The organism is Shewanella sp. HL-SH5, assembly GCF_051163755.1.
Classification (GTDB): domain Bacteria; phylum Pseudomonadota; class Gammaproteobacteria; order Enterobacterales; family Shewanellaceae; genus Shewanella; species Shewanella glacialimarina.
The window spans coordinates 2,986,263-3,005,173 of record NZ_CP195038.1; the positions used below are offsets into that span (position 1 = coordinate 2,986,263).

The following is an 18,911-nucleotide window of genomic DNA, read 5'->3' on the forward strand; positions in this document are numbered from 1 at the left end:
TCAGTTGGTGCTGACGGAGACTGGGATCGCGGCCCAAAGGATATAAAACTGCCGAGTCGGTTGTCTGACTGGCTGGCACTAAATAAGCTGCAATATTGGCTCAGGTCTGCTTATGTTATTCGTTATTCGTTATCCGTTATCCGTTATCCAATATAGCATTACTTACTGATAAGCCGCCTATTTATATCTCAGTAACCACAAAAATTTCCATTTGTAAAATCCATATCTGCTATATATGACAGTTCTTTCATATAGCAAAGATTTTTTATAATCAATATTTAATCCTAACACCAGATAAAAACCCGTATAGCATTGTTATTAAACAACTAAATCTATACTTGCAAGCTTAGCCAGTGTGTTGGCGTGATATATGCAATCAACTGGATAACTTTCTCGATATTTTACTCCAATATGTGGCCCCCTCATTGAAAAAATGAACATTACACGACCAAGAATCCAGATGAATTTCGGCAGTCATCCCTGTTAAAGAAATTATTGATTTTATTGGTGTAAGAAAACAGAAATATAAGTAATTCAACTAGGTACTAAGGAAGAATAAAATGAATAGATTTGTAACAAAAGCTTATCTCGTATTCGCTATGCTATTAGGGGTAACCCTCCTAGCAGGGTGCCATGGAGATAACAATAATGATAATGGCGCAGCACTTACTGCGATTGCGATTACGCCAACTAACTCGAGCCTTGCTTTGGGTTTAAACACGCAATTTGTAGCAACGGGTACATATTCAGATGGAACCTCATCTGATATCACTAATACGGCAACCTGGTCATCAGTTGACTCGACTGTGGCGACCATCAGTGACAGCGGCCTAGCAAATGGTGTTGCTACAGGTGATGTTGATATCACAGCAACGATAAATTCCTCATCCGGGGTATTAGCGGCAACAACCACGCTAACGATCACAGATGCGACCTTAACAAGTTTAGCTATCACACCTGTAAATCCCAGTATTGCTAATGGGCTAACAAAACAATTTATCGCCACAGGCACTTATTCAGATGGCACCTCGCCAGATGTGACGACTTTGGTTAATTGGACATCAGCAGATACACTTGTTGCTAGCATTAATGCCAATGGTCTTGCCAGCAGCGTTGCTGTAGGAACGGTAGTGATTTCAGCTTCTTTCGGTGCAGAAGATGCAAGCACTGAGCTGTCCATAACAGATGCTACATTAAGTTCAATTGCATTAACCCCAGCAGCACTAAGTATTGCTAATGGCCTAACACAGCAGTTCACTGCTACCGGCACTTATTCCGATGGTGTTGCTGTTGATATTACTACCACGGCAAGCTGGTCATCGGCTGATGCACTGGTTGCAACAGTAAATACCAGTGGTCTTGCGAGCGGCATTGCTGTCGGTTCATCAATTATTACAGCAACATTTGAAACCCTGTCCGCGACGTCATTATTGACTGTAACCGATGCAGCCTTAGTCTCTATTACCGTAATGCCAACCAATCCTAGTATTGCTAAGGGACTAAGCCAACAATTAACTGCTACTGGAACTTATTCCGACGCCACGACAGTTAACATTACGACTTCAGTTATCTGGTCTTCTGGTGATACCCTAATTGCCACTATGAATCCCAATGCACAAGTCACTAGCGGTCTTGCTAAAGGCCTTGACGTGGGTAATGCACTTATTACTGCAACCAAAGGCAACGTATCAGCAAGCACTACACTGACAGTCACAGCTGCAACGTTGAGCTCTATTCTGGTATCACCGATTGATCCGACTGTTCCTAATGGGGTCAATAAACAGTTTGCCGCAACCGGAACTTATTCTGATAACTCTATTGCTGACATTACAGCTGCAGTTACCTGGTCTTCTAATGATACCTTTGTTGCAACGGTCAACAGCAACGGACTTGCTACGGGTATGAATGCAGGTTCAGCCAATATTAGTGCAACATTAGCTTCACTATCAGACGCATCAACATTGACAGTGACTTCTGCGACATTAAATTCAATTGATGTCACCCCTATCAATCCGAGTATTGTCAAAGGGGCAACTCAGCAGTTTGTTGCCACAGGTAATTATTCGGACGCGAGTTCAACTGATATCACCTCGACTGTGATTTGGTCTTCAGGCGATATTCTGGTTGCTACAATGAATCCCAATGGAATGCTTAACAGTGGACGTGCAACGGCTATTGAAGTTGGCTCATCTGTGATTGAAGCTACGCTTGGCGTGGTATCAGCAAATACGACGCTCAATGTTACTGCTGCTCTGCCAAATAACCCATTAGCGCCTGAACTAGGTGAAGTGAAGCGTTTTGTCATTCTCGCATCACAAGCCATTACTACTACCAGTGGTTCAGCCCTAGTCGATGGTGATTTAGGTATTCTTGACCAGGCACGTACTTATTACGCAGGTTTTACTGCAGGCGTTAATGCTGGCGAATTTACCGAACTAACCAATGGTTTGTCTTATGCTGGCGACGATAGCACACCCCCTTATGTGGTTCCTGTGCCGTATGCTTCGATGGTCGCATTTATTAACCAGTCAAGAACTGACCTTGGGATCGCGTATAACTTCCTAGCGGCAGATCCTAATCCAAACGCTGCTACCCAAGTTTGTCCGATTGAACTAGGTAACTTGACGCTAACTCGTGGTGTGTATAAAACCGCATCCGATGTGACCCTTCAAACTGGTACGCTTACCCTTGATGGCGAAGGCGATCCAGATTCTGTGTTCATCTTTACCATAGGCGGAAACCTGACATCTGGTGCGCCAGGTGGCGACATTGTGCTTATCAATGGCGCACAGGCAAAGAACGTTTATTGGAGAACGGCTGGAAAGGCAGTTATCGGCACTAACACAAGCTTCTCTGGTAATGTTTTTGCTTGGTCTGAAGTGAACGTGCTGACCGGTGCTAACGTTACAGGTCGATTGTTTGCCGTTACTGATCAGGTCACCCTGGATGCTAACGCCGTAACCAAAGCTAACTAATTTTACGGTCGGCTTACACAAGTCGATGTGATAGAAAGAATGAGGAGACAGTCTGTCTCCTCTTTATTCACTACCACTGCGCAATGAGATCCATTTAGGAGCTGATATAAGCAGTAAACAGTTCCGTTTATGGTCAAGGTTATCAAACTAACATTTGTCTATATACGCGACTTCAACTATCGAAAATAATCCACTGCAACAAAGGAAAATCTATTCATCGGTTAATTTACGATGGTGGGGCGTGAGCATTCTTTGAATTGCGATGTTAAATTTTTAAAGGATATAAACAATGCACACAACAAATAAATATTATAGCCAGACGATATTAGCTAGCACGATATTGATGGCGACCTTAGCCACAGGCTGTAACAGTGACAATGACGCTGAAGCGACAACAGTGCCTGTCATTAACGCCAGTAACCCTATCGATCTTGCTATTGATGTCGCGATCAACCAACAAATCACTGTCACCTTCAGTGAAGCGATGAAAGCAGCGACAATTAATGACGCCAGCTTTACCTTAACTGATCCGAGCCAAACGGCCGTGTTAGGCACTGTTTCTTATAATGAAACCAGCAATACCGCTGTATTTGCCCCAAACAGTGATTTTTCACATAACACAATGTACAAAGCATCACTCACAACAGAGGTAACAAGTGCTGCTGGCATAGTACTTGACAGTGGCTTTAGCTGGGCATTTACCACCTCAGCGCTACCGGATGTTACTGCGCCGACAGTTCTGTCAAACTCCCCTGCTAATTTAGCGCTGGATTTTGCCTTAAATAGAAATGTAACCGCAACCTTTAGTGAAGCGCTTAATCCTGAGACCTTGAGCGATTCTAGTTTTACCTTAAGTGACGGTACAAATAATATCGCCGGTGTTGTTAGCTTCCAAGGCACGATGGCAAGCTTTAATCCAGACGATAATTTAGCGGCCAACACGCTTTATACTGCCACCCTGACAACCGCTATCAGCGATTTAGCCACACCCGCTAATCAATTAGCAGCTAATTTCAGCTGGAACTTTACCACCAGTGCTGTCGCCGCCCTTGGACCCGATCCGGTGAAGTTAAGCGGTGCAGGTGATTTTGTGATTTTGACTAAGACAGGTATTACCAATATTCCAGCCTCTGCTATAACAGGCAACATAGGTTCAAGCCCTATCACAGCGGCGGCAATGGATAATGTATTTTGTAATGAAATCAGCGGTATAATTTATGGTGCGGATGCAGCTTATACCGGCAGTGGAGCCATTACTTGTTTTGCAGGCGCTGCTGTAGATAATACTTTAGTGGCTAACGCTGTGCTTGATATGGGCACGGCCTATACCGATGCAGCGGGCAGAACACTACCCGATTTTACTGAGCTTGGTGCCGGTGATATCAGTGGTATGACATTAGCGCCAGGTCTATACAAGTGGAGTTCAGGTGTATTGATTTCTACCGATGTGACACTTTCTGGCACTGCTAATGACGTATGGATTTTTCAGATAGCCGGTGATCTTACTCAGGCCGATGCTAGCCGGGTTACCCTGCAAGGCGGCGCTCAGGCAAAAAATATCTTCTGGCAGGTTGGCGGCACAGCAGGTATGGCAATTGGCACCACTGCACATCTTGAAGGCGTTGTCTTGGCTGAAAAAGGCATAAGCATAAACACAGACGCGACAGTTAACGGTAGATTGATGACCCAAACAGCCGTCACCTTAGATCACAATACAGTGACTCAACCTACAGAGTAATGCTCGAACACTGATTGTTTTCGTATATTAAATCAACATCCGCCAAACCCTGTTTAGCGGATTTTTTATGCGTTTTTTAGCTCAATCAGGCAGTTTTTGCCATGGTTGCCTGGGCCTTTAGGGTTTCTAGGCTACACAATAAAGTGTTAATTGCCATACCAACAGGTTTAGGCAAAGACGCTAGCTCTATTGCTAACAACAGGTTTTTTACTTCTAAACCCAGCTCAGTATCCCCTTCAATCAATAGTTTACGTTGAAAAAAAAGGCTATCGGGATCTTCTTTACCAGAGGCAATTAACAGCAGTTCAGGCATATTTCCGCTGAAGGTCACATCTGTTTGGTTTAATTCTCTCACGACCACCTTAGGCTGGATTACTTGGCTTATGCTTATCGCAAAATCTAGACCAATATCAAGCACTTTTATACCAAGCCATTTACCTGCAATAAAATCCATCTCACCTGCTGAAAGTTGTTTTTCGAGGGCTAAATTGATCAATTTAGTTATCACCTCCCGCTTGAAACGCTTGGGTATAATAGCTAAAGAATGACGCGTCATTACAGGTGCTGAAGTTAGTATTTTTGTAGATAGGGATTGCTGTAGTCCATTTAACATGAAGCTCTCCTACAGGGAATAGGTAATAATTCAAACCAGTTTACCCAGATTTTATGCTTAGAAACCTGTTCCAAATCAAACCTTGTTAACTCAATCGCTTTTACACTCAACGCCCTATCGACAATAACAACAAAACTGCGAGAAAGATCATGGAACTTTTATGTCCTGCGGGTAACCTTGCCGCCTTAAAAGCGGCATTTAATGCTGGCGCAGATGCCGTTTACCTTGGATTAAAAGATGACACCAATGCTCGATCATTTGCTGGACTTAATTTTTCAGCGGAGCAAATAAAACAAGCGAGTCAATTGGCTAAACAACAAAATAGAAAACTTTTCCTGACTCTAAACACCTTTGCAAAACCTGGGCATGAAGGACGTTGGAAACAAGCCATCGATCTCGCCGCGGATTTAAATCTGGATGCGGTAATTTGCGCCGATATTTCATTACTCGAATATGCCCATCACCATTACCCTGGTCTACCCTTGCATTTATCTGTGCAAGCTAGCGCGACCAATGTTGCCGCGCTTTCTTTCTACAAAAAGCAATTCAACATTGAACGTGCAGTTTTACCTCGAGTACTGTCCATGAAGCAAGTTAGAGACTTAGCTAAGGTCAGCCCGGTTGATTTAGAAGTATTTGCCTTTGGCAGCCTTTGTATTATGGCCGAAGGTCGCTGCCAGTTATCCAGCTATGTGACAGGCCAGTCGCCCAATACCGGCGGCTCTTGCTCACCAGCTAATCATGTTCGCTGGCAAGATTCTGGCAACGAAAAGTTAACCCGCTTAAATGAGGTACTGATTGACAAAGCCAGTCAAGATGAACAATTAGGGTATCCGGTGGTGTGCAAAGGGCGTTACCAAACAGATAGCGAAATGACAGCTGAATATATGCTGGAGTCACCGACTAGCTTAAATACCATCGGACTTATTCCTGAGCTTGCCCAAGCAGGTATTCGCTCACTTAAAATTGAAGGGCGTCAACGTAGCCCAGCTTATGTCACCCAAGTCACTCAGGTGTGGCGCCAGGCAATTGATGCCTACTTTCAATCACCAGAACTCTTTAACGAAAAACTTAAAAATCAACATCAATGGCATTCAGCACTCGATAAAGTGTCAGAAGGCCAAGTCACCACTTTGGGTGCATATGAACGCCAATGGCAATAGGGACTAATGACATGAAACTTTCTCTCGGGCCCCTGACATATTGCTGGAATAAAACCAGCATATTTGAGTATTACCAAGCGATTGCTGACACTAACATAGATACCGTTTATTTAGGCGAGGTCATTTGCAGTCGCCGTCGTGAAATGAAATATAAAGATTACCTTGAATTGGCTCATATGCTGGCGGCTAAAGGAAAAAAAGTGATTTTAACCACCATGACCTTAATTGAGTCGCACTCAGAAATTAATGAGCTTAAACGCATTATAGATAATGGTGAGTTTGCTATTGAAGCCAATGACATGGCGGCTGTTAACCTTGCATCAGAAGCGAATATACCTTTTATATGCGGCCCATCATTGAACCTCTATAATCGAGGTTGTCTTGATATCATGCAAAAATTAGGCATGACAAGATTTGTGATGCCCTACGAGCTGTCCCGAAAATGGCTCGAGCAAGTATTAACACAAAATACAACACCATTCGAAACTGAAGTTTTAGGTTATGGCTACATGCCATTAGCGCATTCAGCCCGTTGCTTTACTGCCAAGCATCATCAAAAACCTAAGCTCGATTGCCAGATTGTTTGTCTGCAATACCCCAAAGGGCTGTTGACCCAAACCCAAGAGTCACAACCTCTACTGAGATTAAACGGTATCCAAACTCAATCGGCAGCAAAGGTTAATCTCATTAATCAGATCCCTTCAATGTCTAAAATCGGTGTCGATTATTGGCGATTGTCACCAACTGGACTGGAGGACATAGGATTAATTAATCAAATAGCATCCAGCCAGCACAGTGAATTGATAGCGATAACACCATCACATTCAGCGATAGAGTGTAATGGATACTGGTTTGGTGAAGCGGGAATGCAAATAAATCAAAGTACTAATGCACTATAACCTTTAAAAGCCACTATGTTTTAACAGATTTATTTAACCAAGGCAGCAGTGATAACACCCAACAAACCAATGTAATATCACTGCACTATTGAATGAATGCCTGCCACCAAAGCTCGGGGGTGGGAGATAACGTTGCAGATGCTGCGATAATATCCACGAAAGTCGTCACCTGAGTTGGAGTCGAAATAACATTTGCATAGGGGAGAATAAACGCACTGAAATTAAGTAGTAAGCAAATAGAAGCAAGCAGAGATGCAATCTTAACTCGCTGCCAGCCCATATCAATCGCATAAAGGATAAAAGTCGCACTAGCGACAGTTGAAAATATCATTAAGTAGCTTAGGCCATGAATATGTAAATGATAAACATTTAATGGAAATAGGCCTGTGATTGCCAAAGCAAGAAAACTAGCAGCGAAACTCAACCAAAAAGGATATTTAAGCCAACCTTTGGTCACTTGCAAAGCAAACAAGCAGGCTAATGCGATACTCAGGCTACCAAAAAATATTCCCCCATTCAAAAGCAGTGCAAATTCAGAATGACCATAATGCCCCAGTTCACTCACACTGCTTTGAAGTAGCAAGAAACCTGCAAATCCATCGCGCGAGATCTCTAAGGTGCTGGCGATCACCAAGCCTAACAGTAGCCCAAAACATCCTAATAAATTAAAACGTACAGCCAACTGGGCAATTTTGTGTTGATTTGTCATAACACCATTTACTGTTAAACGCATGCACATGCAGTTTAAATGACATTGAATTATAAAACTGAGTGCTAAACAGCAAAACTATTGTTTAATTATCGCGCTTTTAGATAAAAACTCTATAATTTAGTAGTATTTTTATTGGCATATTGGCGTTACAGATGTGTGAATATGTACCTACAGAGTCAATTTAAGACAACTCTGATACCTAAAACAGAATAAAAGTAAAAAAACACTAGACCTCATTAACAAGTGTAACCTTCTGATTACATTTATTTTAAGTACATAAAAGCTTTTTTAAGATACAATATAAATAATCAAAAATAAGTGCTAACTATTCGTTTAATTGAATCATTTTACTTAAACTTGAATAGACGGTAACCTTGCGGCAAAAATAACTATCATAAATACTTTTAGCCATACTCTTATTGGCAGGACTTGGTAATTTATTGACTGCCTCAAGTAGGTAGATTTAAGGTATTAGACGTGAACCAACAGAAACCAATACATAATCTCAAGACAATATTAACTTTTATCATACCGTCTCTGATCGGTTTGTTACTTTTTATTGCCCCTATTAGCACAGACAACGGCTTAACCATACCTATTGCTATCGTTTCTAAAGCGTTACAGTCCGCAATGGGAAATACGATTCAACTGATTGTCACTGGTATTGTAATTTTTATGGCCTTTATTTCTGTTCTGGCCAGATTAATCAAACCTAAGTTTGTCAGACAAAGTCATTTTTTACATGCCTTGCTTAATGTGTCACTGTTTTGGTTACTAATGCGAGTACTAGGTGCGGTATTTATTGGCTTAACGTGCTTTGAAGTTGGCCCTGAAGCTATTATTTCAGGTAATACTGGTAGTCTAGTGTATAACGACTTACTGCCTGTGCTTTTTTCAGTATTTGTATTTGCAGGTATGCTATTACCCCTACTACTGAATTTTGGATTGCTTGAATTTTTTGGCACTATGCTAACAAAAGTTATGCGGCCAATATTTAACTTACCCGGACGCAGTGCCGTTGATTGTATCGCCTCTTGGTTAGGTGACGGTAGTGTCGGGATTTTAATGACGTCTAAGCAGTATGAAACACGCTTTTATACGCAACGAGAAGCAGCGGTTATTGGTACCACGTTTTCTGCAGTATCAATTACATTTAGCTTAGTGGTAATTTCACAGGTTAAATTAGAGCACTTATTTGTACCATTTTATCTGACTGTCTGTTTAGCAGGCATAGTCGCTGCAATCATAGTACCTAAGTTGCCCCCACTTTCTTGGAAGAAAGATAACTATATCGATGACACTCCCCGTCACCCAGATGATGAGATGATCCCAAAAGGTCATGGGGTATTTTCTTGGGGTTACCATCAAGCATTAGAACGCGCATCACAAGTCACTAGTGTTAAACAAGTGATATTAGATGGGATTAAAAATGTCGTCGATATGATTTTTGGCATAATACCTGTGGTTATGGCCATTGGCACAATGGCGTTAATACTGGCAGAGTACACTCCCATATTTGATTATTTAGGCATGCCTTTCATCCCTTTATTGGAACTATTACAAATCCCCGATGCTGCCCTGGCCTCTAAAACGATTGTTGTCGGTTTTGCTGATATGTTTATTCCTTCAATTTTAGCCAGCTCAATTGAGTCGGACCTGACGCGTTTTGTGATTGCTGCTTTATCAGTTACCCAATTAATTTATATGAGCGAAGTCGGTGCCCTGCTTATTGGCAGTAAGATTCCAGTTAACTTTTTAGAACTGTTCGTTATCTTCATTTTACGTACAGTAGTGACCTTACCTGTTATCGCCTTAATGGGACATATCATTCTGTCTTAAGTGATTACTCAGACTCAACTAATAAAAAAGCCGTCATCAGACGGCTTTTTTATTTTATAATCAGCTAACTTTGAGGTTTATGTTTAGCGTTAAGCCTAAACAGCCCGCTTAGCGGCTTCAATTGCTCGACGTTTATCTCTGGCAATAGGTGTTATTTCTGCATCTAATTGTTTTTCCCAGCCAAACATAAAATACAGTTCCGCCATTAAAAAAAATGGCCCAATAAGTAACTGATTTAAATCATCCATAAAAGCAGGTTTAGCTTTTTCATATTTATGACCAATAAATTGAATCACCCAACCAATCACAAATATGGATATGGCTAATACAAAAGGATGGGCGGTATGTACTGCCATTTCAGAGGTAATTAACACAGGGACGATAAATAACGTTAGCCCTATAGCAAGCCTAACATGCAGCTTGAAGTAATAACCAAGCACAATCAACATCACTACCATTGCCGCACTGAATTCGAAGTCACCGTATTGAAAGCGTAATGTTCCAAACATTAAAAATGCTGACCAAATGATCATTGGCACCCCAAAAAAATGGGTTTTAATATTTTTCGGGTTCAAATGAACACTTTTATAGGTGGAAAGTTGTTCTACTGCTGATTTCATTTTGAGTCTCTATTTTGAGTTATTATCTTATTAATTTAACGTATGAAATCTAATTTGCAAAGCCATTAAAAAAGGCGCCAATGCGCCTTAATAATATGAAGGGTAAGATAAATCTAAAATGGATACCCAATCAACTCTCTAACACCACAGTTGCCACCGCATAATGTTGTTCATCAGCAATAGTAATAAAGCCATGACGCCCCTTTAATTGCTCAAGTCGTGCTTTTGCTCCCAGGGTAAAAGTGACGATAGGCGCACCATTGGCATCATTAGCAATGTGAATATGTTGAAATGACACCCCACGCCCAATGCCTGTTCCTAATGCTTTAGCGGCGGCTTCTTTTGCGGCAAAACGTTTTGCCAGAAATCGCTCTGGTATTTTTGATGCGGCATAAAGTGCAAATTCTGCATCTGTCAGCACACGCTTGGCCAATTTGTCACCAAGTCGTTCACGTTGATCACGTATGCGCGCAATTTCAACAATATCAGTACCTATGCCGACAATCGCCATTACTCGCCTCTACGACCTTCAAGCATTAATTGCTTCATATCACGTACCGCTTTATCTAAACCATCAATAGCCGCACGCGCAATAACAGCATGGCCAATATTTAACTCATATAACTCTGGAATAGCCGCTATCGGTTTAACATTATGATAGTGCAAACCATGACCTGCATTAACGACTAAGCCTTTACTGTGCGCATAGGTAGCCATTTCTGCAATGCGTTTTAACTCTTGAGCTTGTTCTGCATCAGTATGTGCGTCTGCGTAACAGCCAGTATGAATTTCAATGTAGGGTGCACCAGATGCGACAGCTGCATCTATTTGAGCTTTATCGGCATCGATGAATAATGACACTTTAATGCCCTGTGCAGCTAAACGAGTCACCGCTGCAGTAATTTTATCTAACTGGCCAGCTACATCTAAACCACCTTCAGTGGTTAACTCTTCGCGTTTTTCTGGCACTAAACAAGCGTAAGCAGGCTTGACTTCACAGGCGATAGCAATCATCTCTTCCGTGACCGCAAATTCAAAGTTCATCCGTGTTTTAAGGGTCTTTGCTAATAAGTAAACATCACGGTCTTGAATATGGCGACGGTCTTCACGTAAATGAATCGTTATACCATCGGCACCAGCATGCTCAGCAACTGCAGCAGCATGAACAGGATCAGGATAATGGGTGCCACGAGCCTGACGTAGGGTGGCGATATGATCGATATTAATACCTAAAAAAATGGCGCTCACGGTAGGTTCCTTATCATGATGATAATAAAATTATTGTCTGGCTATTGTACTGATAATGGTGAGTTAATTCGAGATTATTATCCGCATTGTTGTACTCGCTAGGGCTTAACGAATAATTGACGACTCAACAATGGTTTATTGCCTAATAGTGGCGTGAGTAAAAAACGCATCAAACCTTTGGCACTATTGAGGTGCTCTGCTGATAACTGCTCATTTTGCAGCGCAATTAACATAGCACCCGGCACTACACTTCGACTGTGATTAAATGTACCTGCACTATGTTGTAGCACTGGAATAAAACCACAATCAGTTTCTAATCGATACGCACTAGTCGCTTCAATCGTATTACCGTCAACATCATATTGCAGCGAAGGTAATGCGCCGAGTTCAAGCAATAGTGCTTTTTCAAAAAAACGTAAATGGCTGGAGCAAAATGACTCGGCTAGGGATATTAAACTGCGATGATAAGCTATAAATAAAGGTTCTGCTTGATGATCAACCGTTAACAGACGCACCAATAATTCGTTCAAATAAAAACCTGAATACAAGCTAGTACCACTGAGCGGAATAGCAGGTGCGGCGGCTTCAATGTGAGTCACGGTTTTTAAAGAAAGGTTTTTAGCTTCTGATTGGGCACTAAATTGAATAATAAGTGGCTGAAACGGTTGTAGTATTGATTTAATTGAACGTTTACCACTGCCAGTACGGGCAATGGCATCAACACGTCCGACACCGTCAATCAGTAAGTTAACAATCACACTGGACTCGCGATAAGCCCTGTGATGTAAAACATAGCCACGTTTCATCGTGGCCATGTTCGTATGTTTAGAGTAACAAAGACAAAAGGGTTAATCGTCGCCATAACCTAAACTACGCAGTGCGCGTTCATCGTCAGCCCAGCCAGATTTAACTTTGACCCAAACTTCAAGAAACACTTTATTATCAAACAAGGTTTCCATGTCTAAACGTGCCTGGGTGGCAATGGTGCGAATTCGTTCACCTTTATTACCAATCACCATGCGTTTTTGACCATCACGTTCAACTAAAATAAGCGCATTAATCTGGTAAACACCGTTTTCCATCATCTTAAATTGCTCAATTTCGACGGTACAATCATATGGCAATTCATCACCTAAAAAGCGCATTAGCTTTTCACGTACAATTTCAGATGCCATGAAACGCTGTGATCGATCCGTCACATAATCTTCAGGGAAGTAAAATGGCGCCGTAGGTAATGAAACCTGTGCCAGTTCCAATATACGTTGAACATTGGTGCCTTTATTGGCTGAGATTGGCAATATATCATCAAAATCAAACTTCTTACCTAACTCTTCTAAATAAGGAAATAACGATTCCTTATCTTTAATGTTATCCACTTTATTGATAGCCAAAACAATTTTACGACCATCATTATGATGCTTAATCTTTTGCAGCACCATTTCATCATCTGCCGTCCATATCATGGCATCAACAACGAATATAACCATGCATACATCCGCTAATGAACTTGCTGCGGCACGGTTCATTAAACGATTAATAGCACGCTTTTCTTCGATATGTAAGCCAGGCGTGTCGATAAAGACAATCTGTTTTGGGCCATCACTGTGGATACCCATAATACGATGGCGTGTAGTTTGTGGTTTTTTAGACGTAATGCTGACCTTTTGGCCGAGTAATTTATTCAGCAGAGTCGACTTGCCCACATTAGGGCGGCCAACAATGGCAACCATGCCGCAGTAAGTCACATCATATTGAGCAGTGGCTTGTGGTGCTGCAAGGTTCATCCTTGACAATAATTCATTTAAGCTTGGCTCTTGTGGTGCCTCAGCTTGTTGACTTGGCAAGTCAGTTTTTTTGGTCATTTATTCAGTAACTCCAACACCTGAGCAGCCGCTAGCTGTTCAGCTTTTCTTCTTGAACTTGCGACGCCGGTAACGACATTGGCTAAGTCTGTAATACGACATTCAACCGTAAAGGTTTGATCGTGAGCTTCACCTTCAACTTTGACAACTTGGTAGTCAGGCAAAGGCTTTTTAAAACCTTGAAGATGTTCTTGTAAAATCGTTTTAGGATCTTTTTGATTGATACCTGGCTTAATATTGACTAAGCGCTGTTTATACCAGTTTAGTAATAAACTGCGGCATGCATCTATGTTTGCATCAAGATATACCGCACCAATAATCGCTTCGACGGCATCGGCCAGAATAGACTCTCGACGAAAACCGCCACTTTTAAGTTCCCCAGGGCCTAGAAACAAATAATCACCAAGCTTAAATTCTTGCGCAATAATGGTCAAAGTATCACCTTTTACCAAGGTGGCGCGCATGCGGCTTAAGTCACCTTCTGTCGCTTTTGGAAACTGGTGATATAAGGCATCAGATATAATAATCGATAAAATCGAATCACCTAAAAACTCTAAGCGTTCATTATGCTTATTCGCTGCGCTGCGATGGGTTAACGCTTGAGTTAATAAGTTAATATCGTTAAATTCATAACCTATAGTACGGCACAATCTAGGCAGGTTTTTAATCGGTTCCATTACTTTATTCCGCCTGTGCGCTCAAAACGGACACCACTGGGTACCCATGTTGGTAACAATCCACTAGCGTCACGGTCAAATTCAAAACTGATCCAAATTGCCACGGCTTTACCGACTAGATTTTCTTCAGGGACAAAGCCCCAAAAGCGACTGTCGGTACTGTTATCACGGTTATCACCCATAGCAAAATATTGCCCTTCTGGCACAATAAACTCACCTATTTGAGTACCTGACTGCTGATAAAAATGTTGTCTGAAATCAGGACGAGAAGGATTAACTAAAATGTCGTGTTCAAGCCCACCTGTCGTTTCTTTGTAACGGATTAATGGAACACCTTCATGGGTAAACTCGCCACGATTAACTTCCACATGTGCAATACTGACAGGATCAGGACAAACGTTATCGCTGCTACATTTGGGCTGAATAGTTAATTGCTTATTAGTGTAAGTCACTTTATCGCCAGGTAAGCCCACAACACGTTTAATATAGTCAATTTTTGGGTTTTCAGGATATTTGAACACAAATACATCACCACGCTCAGGCTCACCAGTTTCAATCAGCTTGGTACGCCATACAGGGTCACGTAATCCATAGCTGAACTTTTCAACTAAAATAAAATCACCCACCAGCAATGTTGGCATCATAGAGCCCGATGGGATTTGAAAGGGTTCGTAGATAAATGAGCGCAGGATCATCACAAACGCAATAACAGGAAAAATTGAATGCGCTGTTTCAACCACCACAGGCTCACGAATAATTTTATCAATTGCTTCTTCACTAAGCTGTTGTGAACCAGACTGGGCTAAGGCGAGTTTTTCTTTGCGTTTAGGCGCAAAAAATAGCACATCAATCAGCCAAATCAGACCACTGATAAGGGTGACTAGCACGAGAATGGTAGAAAAATAAGCTGCCATTACTGATAGAACTCCTAAAATAAGTCTTACACTTTGAACGTTATTATCAACACAAACAGTGTAAGTCATTTTTAACGACTCAATACTGAAATCATTTTTGCAGATAAATTAGATTTATTATAACGATAACGCCGCTTAATGCGGCGTCATCTTTGAAGCTTTTGGGTTAATTATGATTAATCATTTAACTTCAATACTGCTAAGAATGCCTCCTGTGGCACCTCAACATTACCCACTTGCTTCATTCGTTTTTTACCTTCTTTTTGCTTGTTTAGTAGCTTCTTCTTACGCGATACGTCACCACCGTAACATTTAGCGGTAACATCTTTACGTAAGGCTTTAATTGTTGAACGTGCAACAATCTGACTACCAATAGCGGCTTGAATGGCAATATCAAACATCTGTCTTGGAATAAGCTCTTTCATCTTTTCAACCAATGCAAGGCCACGATGACGAATGTTTGTACGGTGGATAATCATCGCTAATGCATCAACACGATCACCATTGATTAAGATATCAAGACGGACCATGTCAGCAGGGTCAAAACGAATAAAGTTATATTCAAGTGATGCATAACCACGGCTAGTCGACTTTAAGCGATCAAAGAAGTCCATAACTACTTCTGCCATCGGCAAATGATATGTCACTGCAACTTGATTACCATGATAAACCATATTGGTTTGCATACCGCGCTTATCAATACATAAGGTAATCACGTTACCTAAGTATTCTTTTGGCACTAAAATATTGGCTTCGACAATCGGTTCACGGATTTCTGTCACATTATTCAGTGCAGGTAGATCCGATGGGTTATCTACATAGATAACTTCACCATTGGTCATTTCAACTTCATACACAACGGTTGGCGCAGTGGTTATCAAATCAAGATTGTATTCACGCTCTAAACGCTCTTGAACGATCTCCATGTGCAACAGACCAAGGTAACCAATACGGAAACCAAACCCAAGTGCACCAGAGGTTTCTGGTTCAAAAAATAGTGATGCATCGTTTAACGATAGTTTATTTAATGCTTCGCGGAAGTTTTCATATTCGTCTGTCGAAATAGGGAAAACACCGGCATAAACCTGCGGTTTTACTTTCTTGAACCCAGGTAATGGCAATTCAGCGCCATGCTTAGCATGTGTTAGCGTATCCCCTACAGGTGCGCCATGGATCTCTTTAATACCAGAGATAACATAACCTACTTCACCAGCTTTTAATTCTGCAGTATCTTTCTCTTTTGGCGTAAAAATACCCACGCGATCAGCGTTGTAATTTATGCCTGTAGACATAACCTTAAACTTATCGCCTTTCTTTAAAACGCCGTGTTTAATGCGTACTAATGACACAACACCCAAGTAAGCATCAAACCAGGAGTCGATGATAAGTGCCTGTAAAGGGCCATCGATATTCCCTTGCGGTGGTGGAATTTTGGCAATAATTTCTTCAAGTACATCTTGAATACCAACACCTGTTTTTGCTGAGCAGCGCACAGCATCCATAGCATCGATACCTACGATATCTTCGATTTCTGCCGCCACTCTATCTGGCTCAGCTTGTGGTAAATCAATTTTATTCAATACCGGTACAACGTCTAGATTCATCTCTAAGGCGGTGTAACAATTTGCTAATGTTTGCGCTTCAACACCTTGGCCAGCATCGACGACTAATAACGCGCCTTCACAAGCGGCTAGAGATCGAGAGACTTCGTATGAAAAGTCAACGTGGCCTGGGGTATCAATAAAGTTTAACTGATAGGTATTACCGTCTTTGGCGGTATAGTCCAAGGTCACACTTTGGGCTTTAATGGTAATGCCACGCTCACGTTCAATGTCCATTGAATCAAGAACCTGAGCAGCCATTTCGCGGTCACTTAAGCCGCCACAAACCTGGATAAGACGATCAGATAAGGTGGATTTGCCATGGTCGATATGGGCAATAATTGAAAAGTTTCTAATGTGTTTCATTATGAGGCAATGACTACTACTAAAAAAGGTGAAAAATATGGTGTCAAATTGTACCTGATTAGGGTAGCAATACCAATCAGATTCATCATTGATGTTTAAATGAGGGTAGAAATAGGGCTAATCGATATGATGCAGGAAGTAAAAATCATTAAACTTGACGGAATAGATCCACTTTTTGGCCTAAATTACTGATAATCACAGGTTGAGCATCAGCCTCAATTCGATGGGCAAAATATTTACCAATTCGCCAACTTAATGCGCTACCAATTAATGCCATCAACATGGCGCTGGTATTAGTATCAAGCGCCAGACCAAGCCCTAGTAGATGACCCAAAGCGGCAAACATAAAGAGTCCCAACAAAGGGAGAAGATACACCAGTGCTGCCGCTTTAATAATCACGCTTTCAGGTAAGCCAAGTTTGAGCATATCGCCTTGCTGATAGGATTTATCGCTGGCAATAGCAAAACGTTGAGTTTTGACAGAAAAGGCTTTAGCAACTGCAGAGGTACCACAATTTTCACTACTACTGCAATGATTACATGCACTTTTTAACTCAACCTCAACCATAACCCAACCAGATTGATATTCAACCACGCGCGCAAGCTCCTCCATTAAGGCACTAGACTCTTGCGGGCCGTTTTGAGGCGATTTCGGTTGAGACTTTGAAACATCCGGCATAATCATTGATATCTATTAATAAGGCTTGATCGCTTATTTTAGCGCTAAACTTCTGGCAATGCGCTCTAAAGTTGTGCTGGGCACTTTTCCAATCGCAACCACTTCAGCGTTGCCCACCTTTTCAACCACCATAGATAAACCATTGCGGGTGACAAGTTCTTCTGGCATCGGCCCTTCTGTCGTACGTGCAACATAGACTGAGATATTGGCCAAACCATCAGAAAGTGCAATATATTCAACAGGCTCGTGAATACCAATTAGGCGATGGTTATCACTTACAACCATGTTAAATCCTTCAGGTAACCAGGTAAACTGCCAATCCTGAGCATCTTTGCGATCGCCTTGATTAATAACCTCTGGCCATTTATGTTTGCTGGCCTCGACTAGAATGCTTGGAGATTCAATAAATTCGACAAGCTCAATAACCATAGTCTGTTCAAGCAACTGTTTATCACGATTTAATGTGTCATATCGCAAGGGTAAGTATGTTTCCATATCCACCCAAATCTGTGCATCATAACGATGCTCATCTTTGGCGATAAATCGGATCATTTGCCCTGCTCGGCCCGCTATACGACTTCGGCCTCCCAAAACAAACTGATAACCCTGTTCTAATTTAGTAATATTGCCTGAAAGTGATGCAGGCCAGACCCCCTGTATAAGATTAGCAGTAACACTATAAGGTGGCTGGTCATGCTCTAAAAAGGTCACTTTATTGCCCACTTTAACGGCATTTTTAGGGGGACCATTTAGGTACTCTACATACGAAATATGTTGTTCGCCTACCAGTCCTTGAACAAACACAAGGGGACGGACATGATCAGCTTGAACTTGTATAATAGAGGCTTTGAATTGTTTCTCGCTAAGTGCTTGGCTCATGTGGGTGAGCCATTCTTTAGCAGATAACTCTTCGCCATGGCTAAGGGGAGAAAGTATTAACAGTGCTAGCAGGATAATGCGCAAGCTAACTCCTAAAAGGTAAAACAGCAATGGCCTATTAAACCA

At 41.7% G+C, this 18,911-nt stretch carries 17 protein-coding genes; 5 read left to right on the forward strand and 12 right to left on the reverse strand.

The genetic code is table 11. The features are described 5' to 3' along the window. Window positions 1–560 precede the first annotated feature (560 nt). Together ACRWQM_RS13065 and ACRWQM_RS13070 are read left to right on the forward strand one after the other, a co-directional pair. Window positions 561–2,975: an ice-binding family protein gene (locus ACRWQM_RS13065; RefSeq protein WP_434930268.1), complete on the forward strand. Its 2,415-nt coding sequence runs from the start codon at window positions 561–563 to the stop codon at window positions 2,973–2,975. A 289-nt stretch (window positions 2,976–3,264) separates the two neighbouring features. Continuing rightward, a complete protein-coding gene (locus ACRWQM_RS13070; protein ID WP_434930269.1) occupies window positions 3,265–4,713 on the forward strand; it encodes an ice-binding family protein in 1,449 nt (482 codons plus the stop codon). An 85-nt stretch (window positions 4,714–4,798) separates the two neighbouring features. Here the strand turns inward: ACRWQM_RS13070 and ubiT are convergent, their stop codons facing one another. Continuing rightward, window positions 4,799–5,326 carry a ubiquinone anaerobic biosynthesis accessory factor UbiT gene (ubiT, locus tag ACRWQM_RS13075; RefSeq protein WP_434930270.1) on the reverse strand — a complete coding sequence of 176 codons (528 nt, stop codon included), beginning with the start codon at window positions 5,324–5,326 and terminating at the stop codon, window positions 4,799–4,801. 149 nt (window positions 5,327–5,475) lie between these two features. On the opposite strand from ubiT, the gene ubiU reads away from it, so the two are divergent. Beyond that, window positions 5,476–6,489 (forward strand): ubiquinone anaerobic biosynthesis protein UbiU, encoded by a 1,014-nt coding sequence (ubiU, locus tag ACRWQM_RS13080; protein WP_434930271.1) that lies wholly within the window; start codon window positions 5,476–5,478, stop codon window positions 6,487–6,489. 11 nt (window positions 6,490–6,500) lie between these two features. Beyond that, complete coding sequence (locus ACRWQM_RS13085) at window positions 6,501–7,388, forward strand: U32 family peptidase (protein ID WP_434930272.1); 888 nt, start codon at window positions 6,501–6,503, stop codon at window positions 7,386–7,388. Between the two features lie 85 nt (window positions 7,389–7,473). On the opposite strand, the gene ACRWQM_RS13090 is transcribed toward ACRWQM_RS13085, so the two are convergent. Beyond that, window positions 7,474–8,097: a hypothetical protein gene (locus ACRWQM_RS13090; protein WP_434930273.1), complete on the reverse strand. Its 624-nt coding sequence runs from the start codon at window positions 8,095–8,097 to the stop codon at window positions 7,474–7,476. A 480-nt stretch (window positions 8,098–8,577) separates the two neighbouring features. Here ACRWQM_RS13090 and ACRWQM_RS13095 point away from each other — a divergent pair, with 480 nt between their 5' ends. Then, the gene (locus tag ACRWQM_RS13095; RefSeq protein WP_226410689.1) at window positions 8,578–9,939 is read left to right on the forward strand and encodes a YjiH family protein; all 1,362 of its coding nucleotides are present in this window, start codon (window positions 8,578–8,580) and stop codon (window positions 9,937–9,939) included. Window positions 9,940–10,034: 95 nt separating this feature from the next. Here ACRWQM_RS13095 and ACRWQM_RS13100 read toward each other — a convergent pair whose 3' ends face one another. The 10 genes from ACRWQM_RS13100 to ACRWQM_RS13145 form a co-directional block, all read right to left on the reverse strand. Further along, complete coding sequence (locus ACRWQM_RS13100) at window positions 10,035–10,559, reverse strand: DUF962 domain-containing protein (RefSeq protein ID WP_434928572.1); 525 nt, start codon at window positions 10,557–10,559, stop codon at window positions 10,035–10,037. A gap of 130 nt (window positions 10,560–10,689) precedes the next feature. Continuing rightward, entirely contained in the window at window positions 10,690–11,070 is a 381-nt protein-coding gene (gene acpS / locus ACRWQM_RS13105; protein WP_434928571.1) for a holo-ACP synthase, read from the reverse strand. Further along, complete coding sequence (pdxJ, locus tag ACRWQM_RS13110; RefSeq protein WP_434930274.1) at window positions 11,070–11,807, reverse strand: pyridoxine 5'-phosphate synthase; 738 nt, start codon at window positions 11,805–11,807, stop codon at window positions 11,070–11,072. Before pdxJ ends, acpS begins: the two co-directional genes overlap by 1 nt. A 98-nt stretch (window positions 11,808–11,905) precedes the next feature. After that, complete coding sequence (gene recO / locus ACRWQM_RS13115; protein ID WP_434928960.1) at window positions 11,906–12,613, reverse strand: DNA repair protein RecO; 708 nt, start codon at window positions 12,611–12,613, stop codon at window positions 11,906–11,908. Window positions 12,614–12,655: 42 nt separating this feature from the next. Continuing rightward, window positions 12,656–13,669, reverse strand: a complete 1,014-nt coding sequence (gene era / locus ACRWQM_RS13120) for a GTPase Era (RefSeq protein ID WP_434928569.1) — start codon at window positions 13,667–13,669, stop codon at window positions 12,656–12,658. Further along, window positions 13,666–14,346 carry a ribonuclease III gene (gene rnc, locus ACRWQM_RS13125; protein WP_434928568.1) on the reverse strand — a complete coding sequence of 227 codons (681 nt, stop codon included), beginning with the start codon at window positions 14,344–14,346 and terminating at the stop codon, window positions 13,666–13,668. The genes era and rnc overlap by 4 nt, the downstream gene beginning before the upstream one ends. Beyond that, window positions 14,346–15,260 carry a signal peptidase I gene (lepB, locus tag ACRWQM_RS13130; protein WP_434930275.1) on the reverse strand — a complete coding sequence of 305 codons (915 nt, stop codon included), beginning with the start codon at window positions 15,258–15,260 and terminating at the stop codon, window positions 14,346–14,348. The genes rnc and lepB overlap by 1 nt, the downstream gene beginning before the upstream one ends. Before the next feature lie 176 nt (window positions 15,261–15,436). Continuing rightward, window positions 15,437–17,227 carry a translation elongation factor 4 gene (lepA, locus tag ACRWQM_RS13135; protein ID WP_434928566.1) on the reverse strand — a complete coding sequence of 597 codons (1,791 nt, stop codon included), beginning with the start codon at window positions 17,225–17,227 and terminating at the stop codon, window positions 15,437–15,439. A gap of 148 nt (window positions 17,228–17,375) precedes the next feature. Continuing rightward, entirely contained in the window at window positions 17,376–17,840 is a 465-nt protein-coding gene (locus ACRWQM_RS13140; RefSeq protein WP_434928958.1) for a SoxR reducing system RseC family protein, read from the reverse strand. A gap of 99 nt (window positions 17,841–17,939) precedes the next feature. Continuing rightward, window positions 17,940–18,869: a MucB/RseB C-terminal domain-containing protein gene (locus tag ACRWQM_RS13145; RefSeq protein WP_434930276.1), complete on the reverse strand. Its 930-nt coding sequence runs from the start codon at window positions 18,867–18,869 to the stop codon at window positions 17,940–17,942. Window positions 18,870–18,911 lie beyond the last annotated feature (42 nt).

Bases quoted from the DNA above. Each gene is read 5' to 3' on its own strand.
- ACRWQM_RS13065 (WP_434930268.1), top strand. From the start codon at position 561: ATGAATAGATTTGTAACAAAAGCTTATCTCGTATTCGCTATGCTATTA.
- ACRWQM_RS13070 (WP_434930269.1), top strand. From the start codon at position 3,265: ATGCACACAACAAATAAATATTATAGCCAGACGATATTAGCTAGCACG.
- ubiT (WP_434930270.1), bottom strand. From the start codon at position 5,326: ATGTTAAATGGACTACAGCAATCCCTATCTACAAAAATACTAACTTCA.
- ubiU (WP_434930271.1), top strand. From the start codon at position 5,476: ATGGAACTTTTATGTCCTGCGGGTAACCTTGCCGCCTTAAAAGCGGCA.
- ACRWQM_RS13085 (WP_434930272.1), top strand. From the start codon at position 6,501: ATGAAACTTTCTCTCGGGCCCCTGACATATTGCTGGAATAAAACCAGC.
- ACRWQM_RS13090 (WP_434930273.1), bottom strand. From the start codon at position 8,097: ATGACAAATCAACACAAAATTGCCCAGTTGGCTGTACGTTTTAATTTA.
- ACRWQM_RS13100 (WP_434928572.1), bottom strand. From the start codon at position 10,559: ATGAAATCAGCAGTAGAACAACTTTCCACCTATAAAAGTGTTCATTTG.
- acpS (WP_434928571.1), bottom strand. From the start codon at position 11,070: ATGGCGATTGTCGGCATAGGTACTGATATTGTTGAAATTGCGCGCATA.
- recO (WP_434928960.1), bottom strand. From the start codon at position 12,613: ATGAAACGTGGCTATGTTTTACATCACAGGGCTTATCGCGAGTCCAGT.
- era (WP_434928569.1), bottom strand. From the start codon at position 13,669: ATGACCAAAAAAACTGACTTGCCAAGTCAACAAGCTGAGGCACCACAA.
- rnc (WP_434928568.1), bottom strand. From the start codon at position 14,346: ATGGAACCGATTAAAAACCTGCCTAGATTGTGCCGTACTATAGGTTAT.
- lepB (WP_434930275.1), bottom strand. From the start codon at position 15,260: ATGGCAGCTTATTTTTCTACCATTCTCGTGCTAGTCACCCTTATCAGT.
- lepA (WP_434928566.1), bottom strand. From the start codon at position 17,227: ATGAAACACATTAGAAACTTTTCAATTATTGCCCATATCGACCATGGC.
- ACRWQM_RS13140 (WP_434928958.1), bottom strand. From the start codon at position 17,840: ATGGAGGAGCTTGCGCGCGTGGTTGAATATCAATCTGGTTGGGTTATG.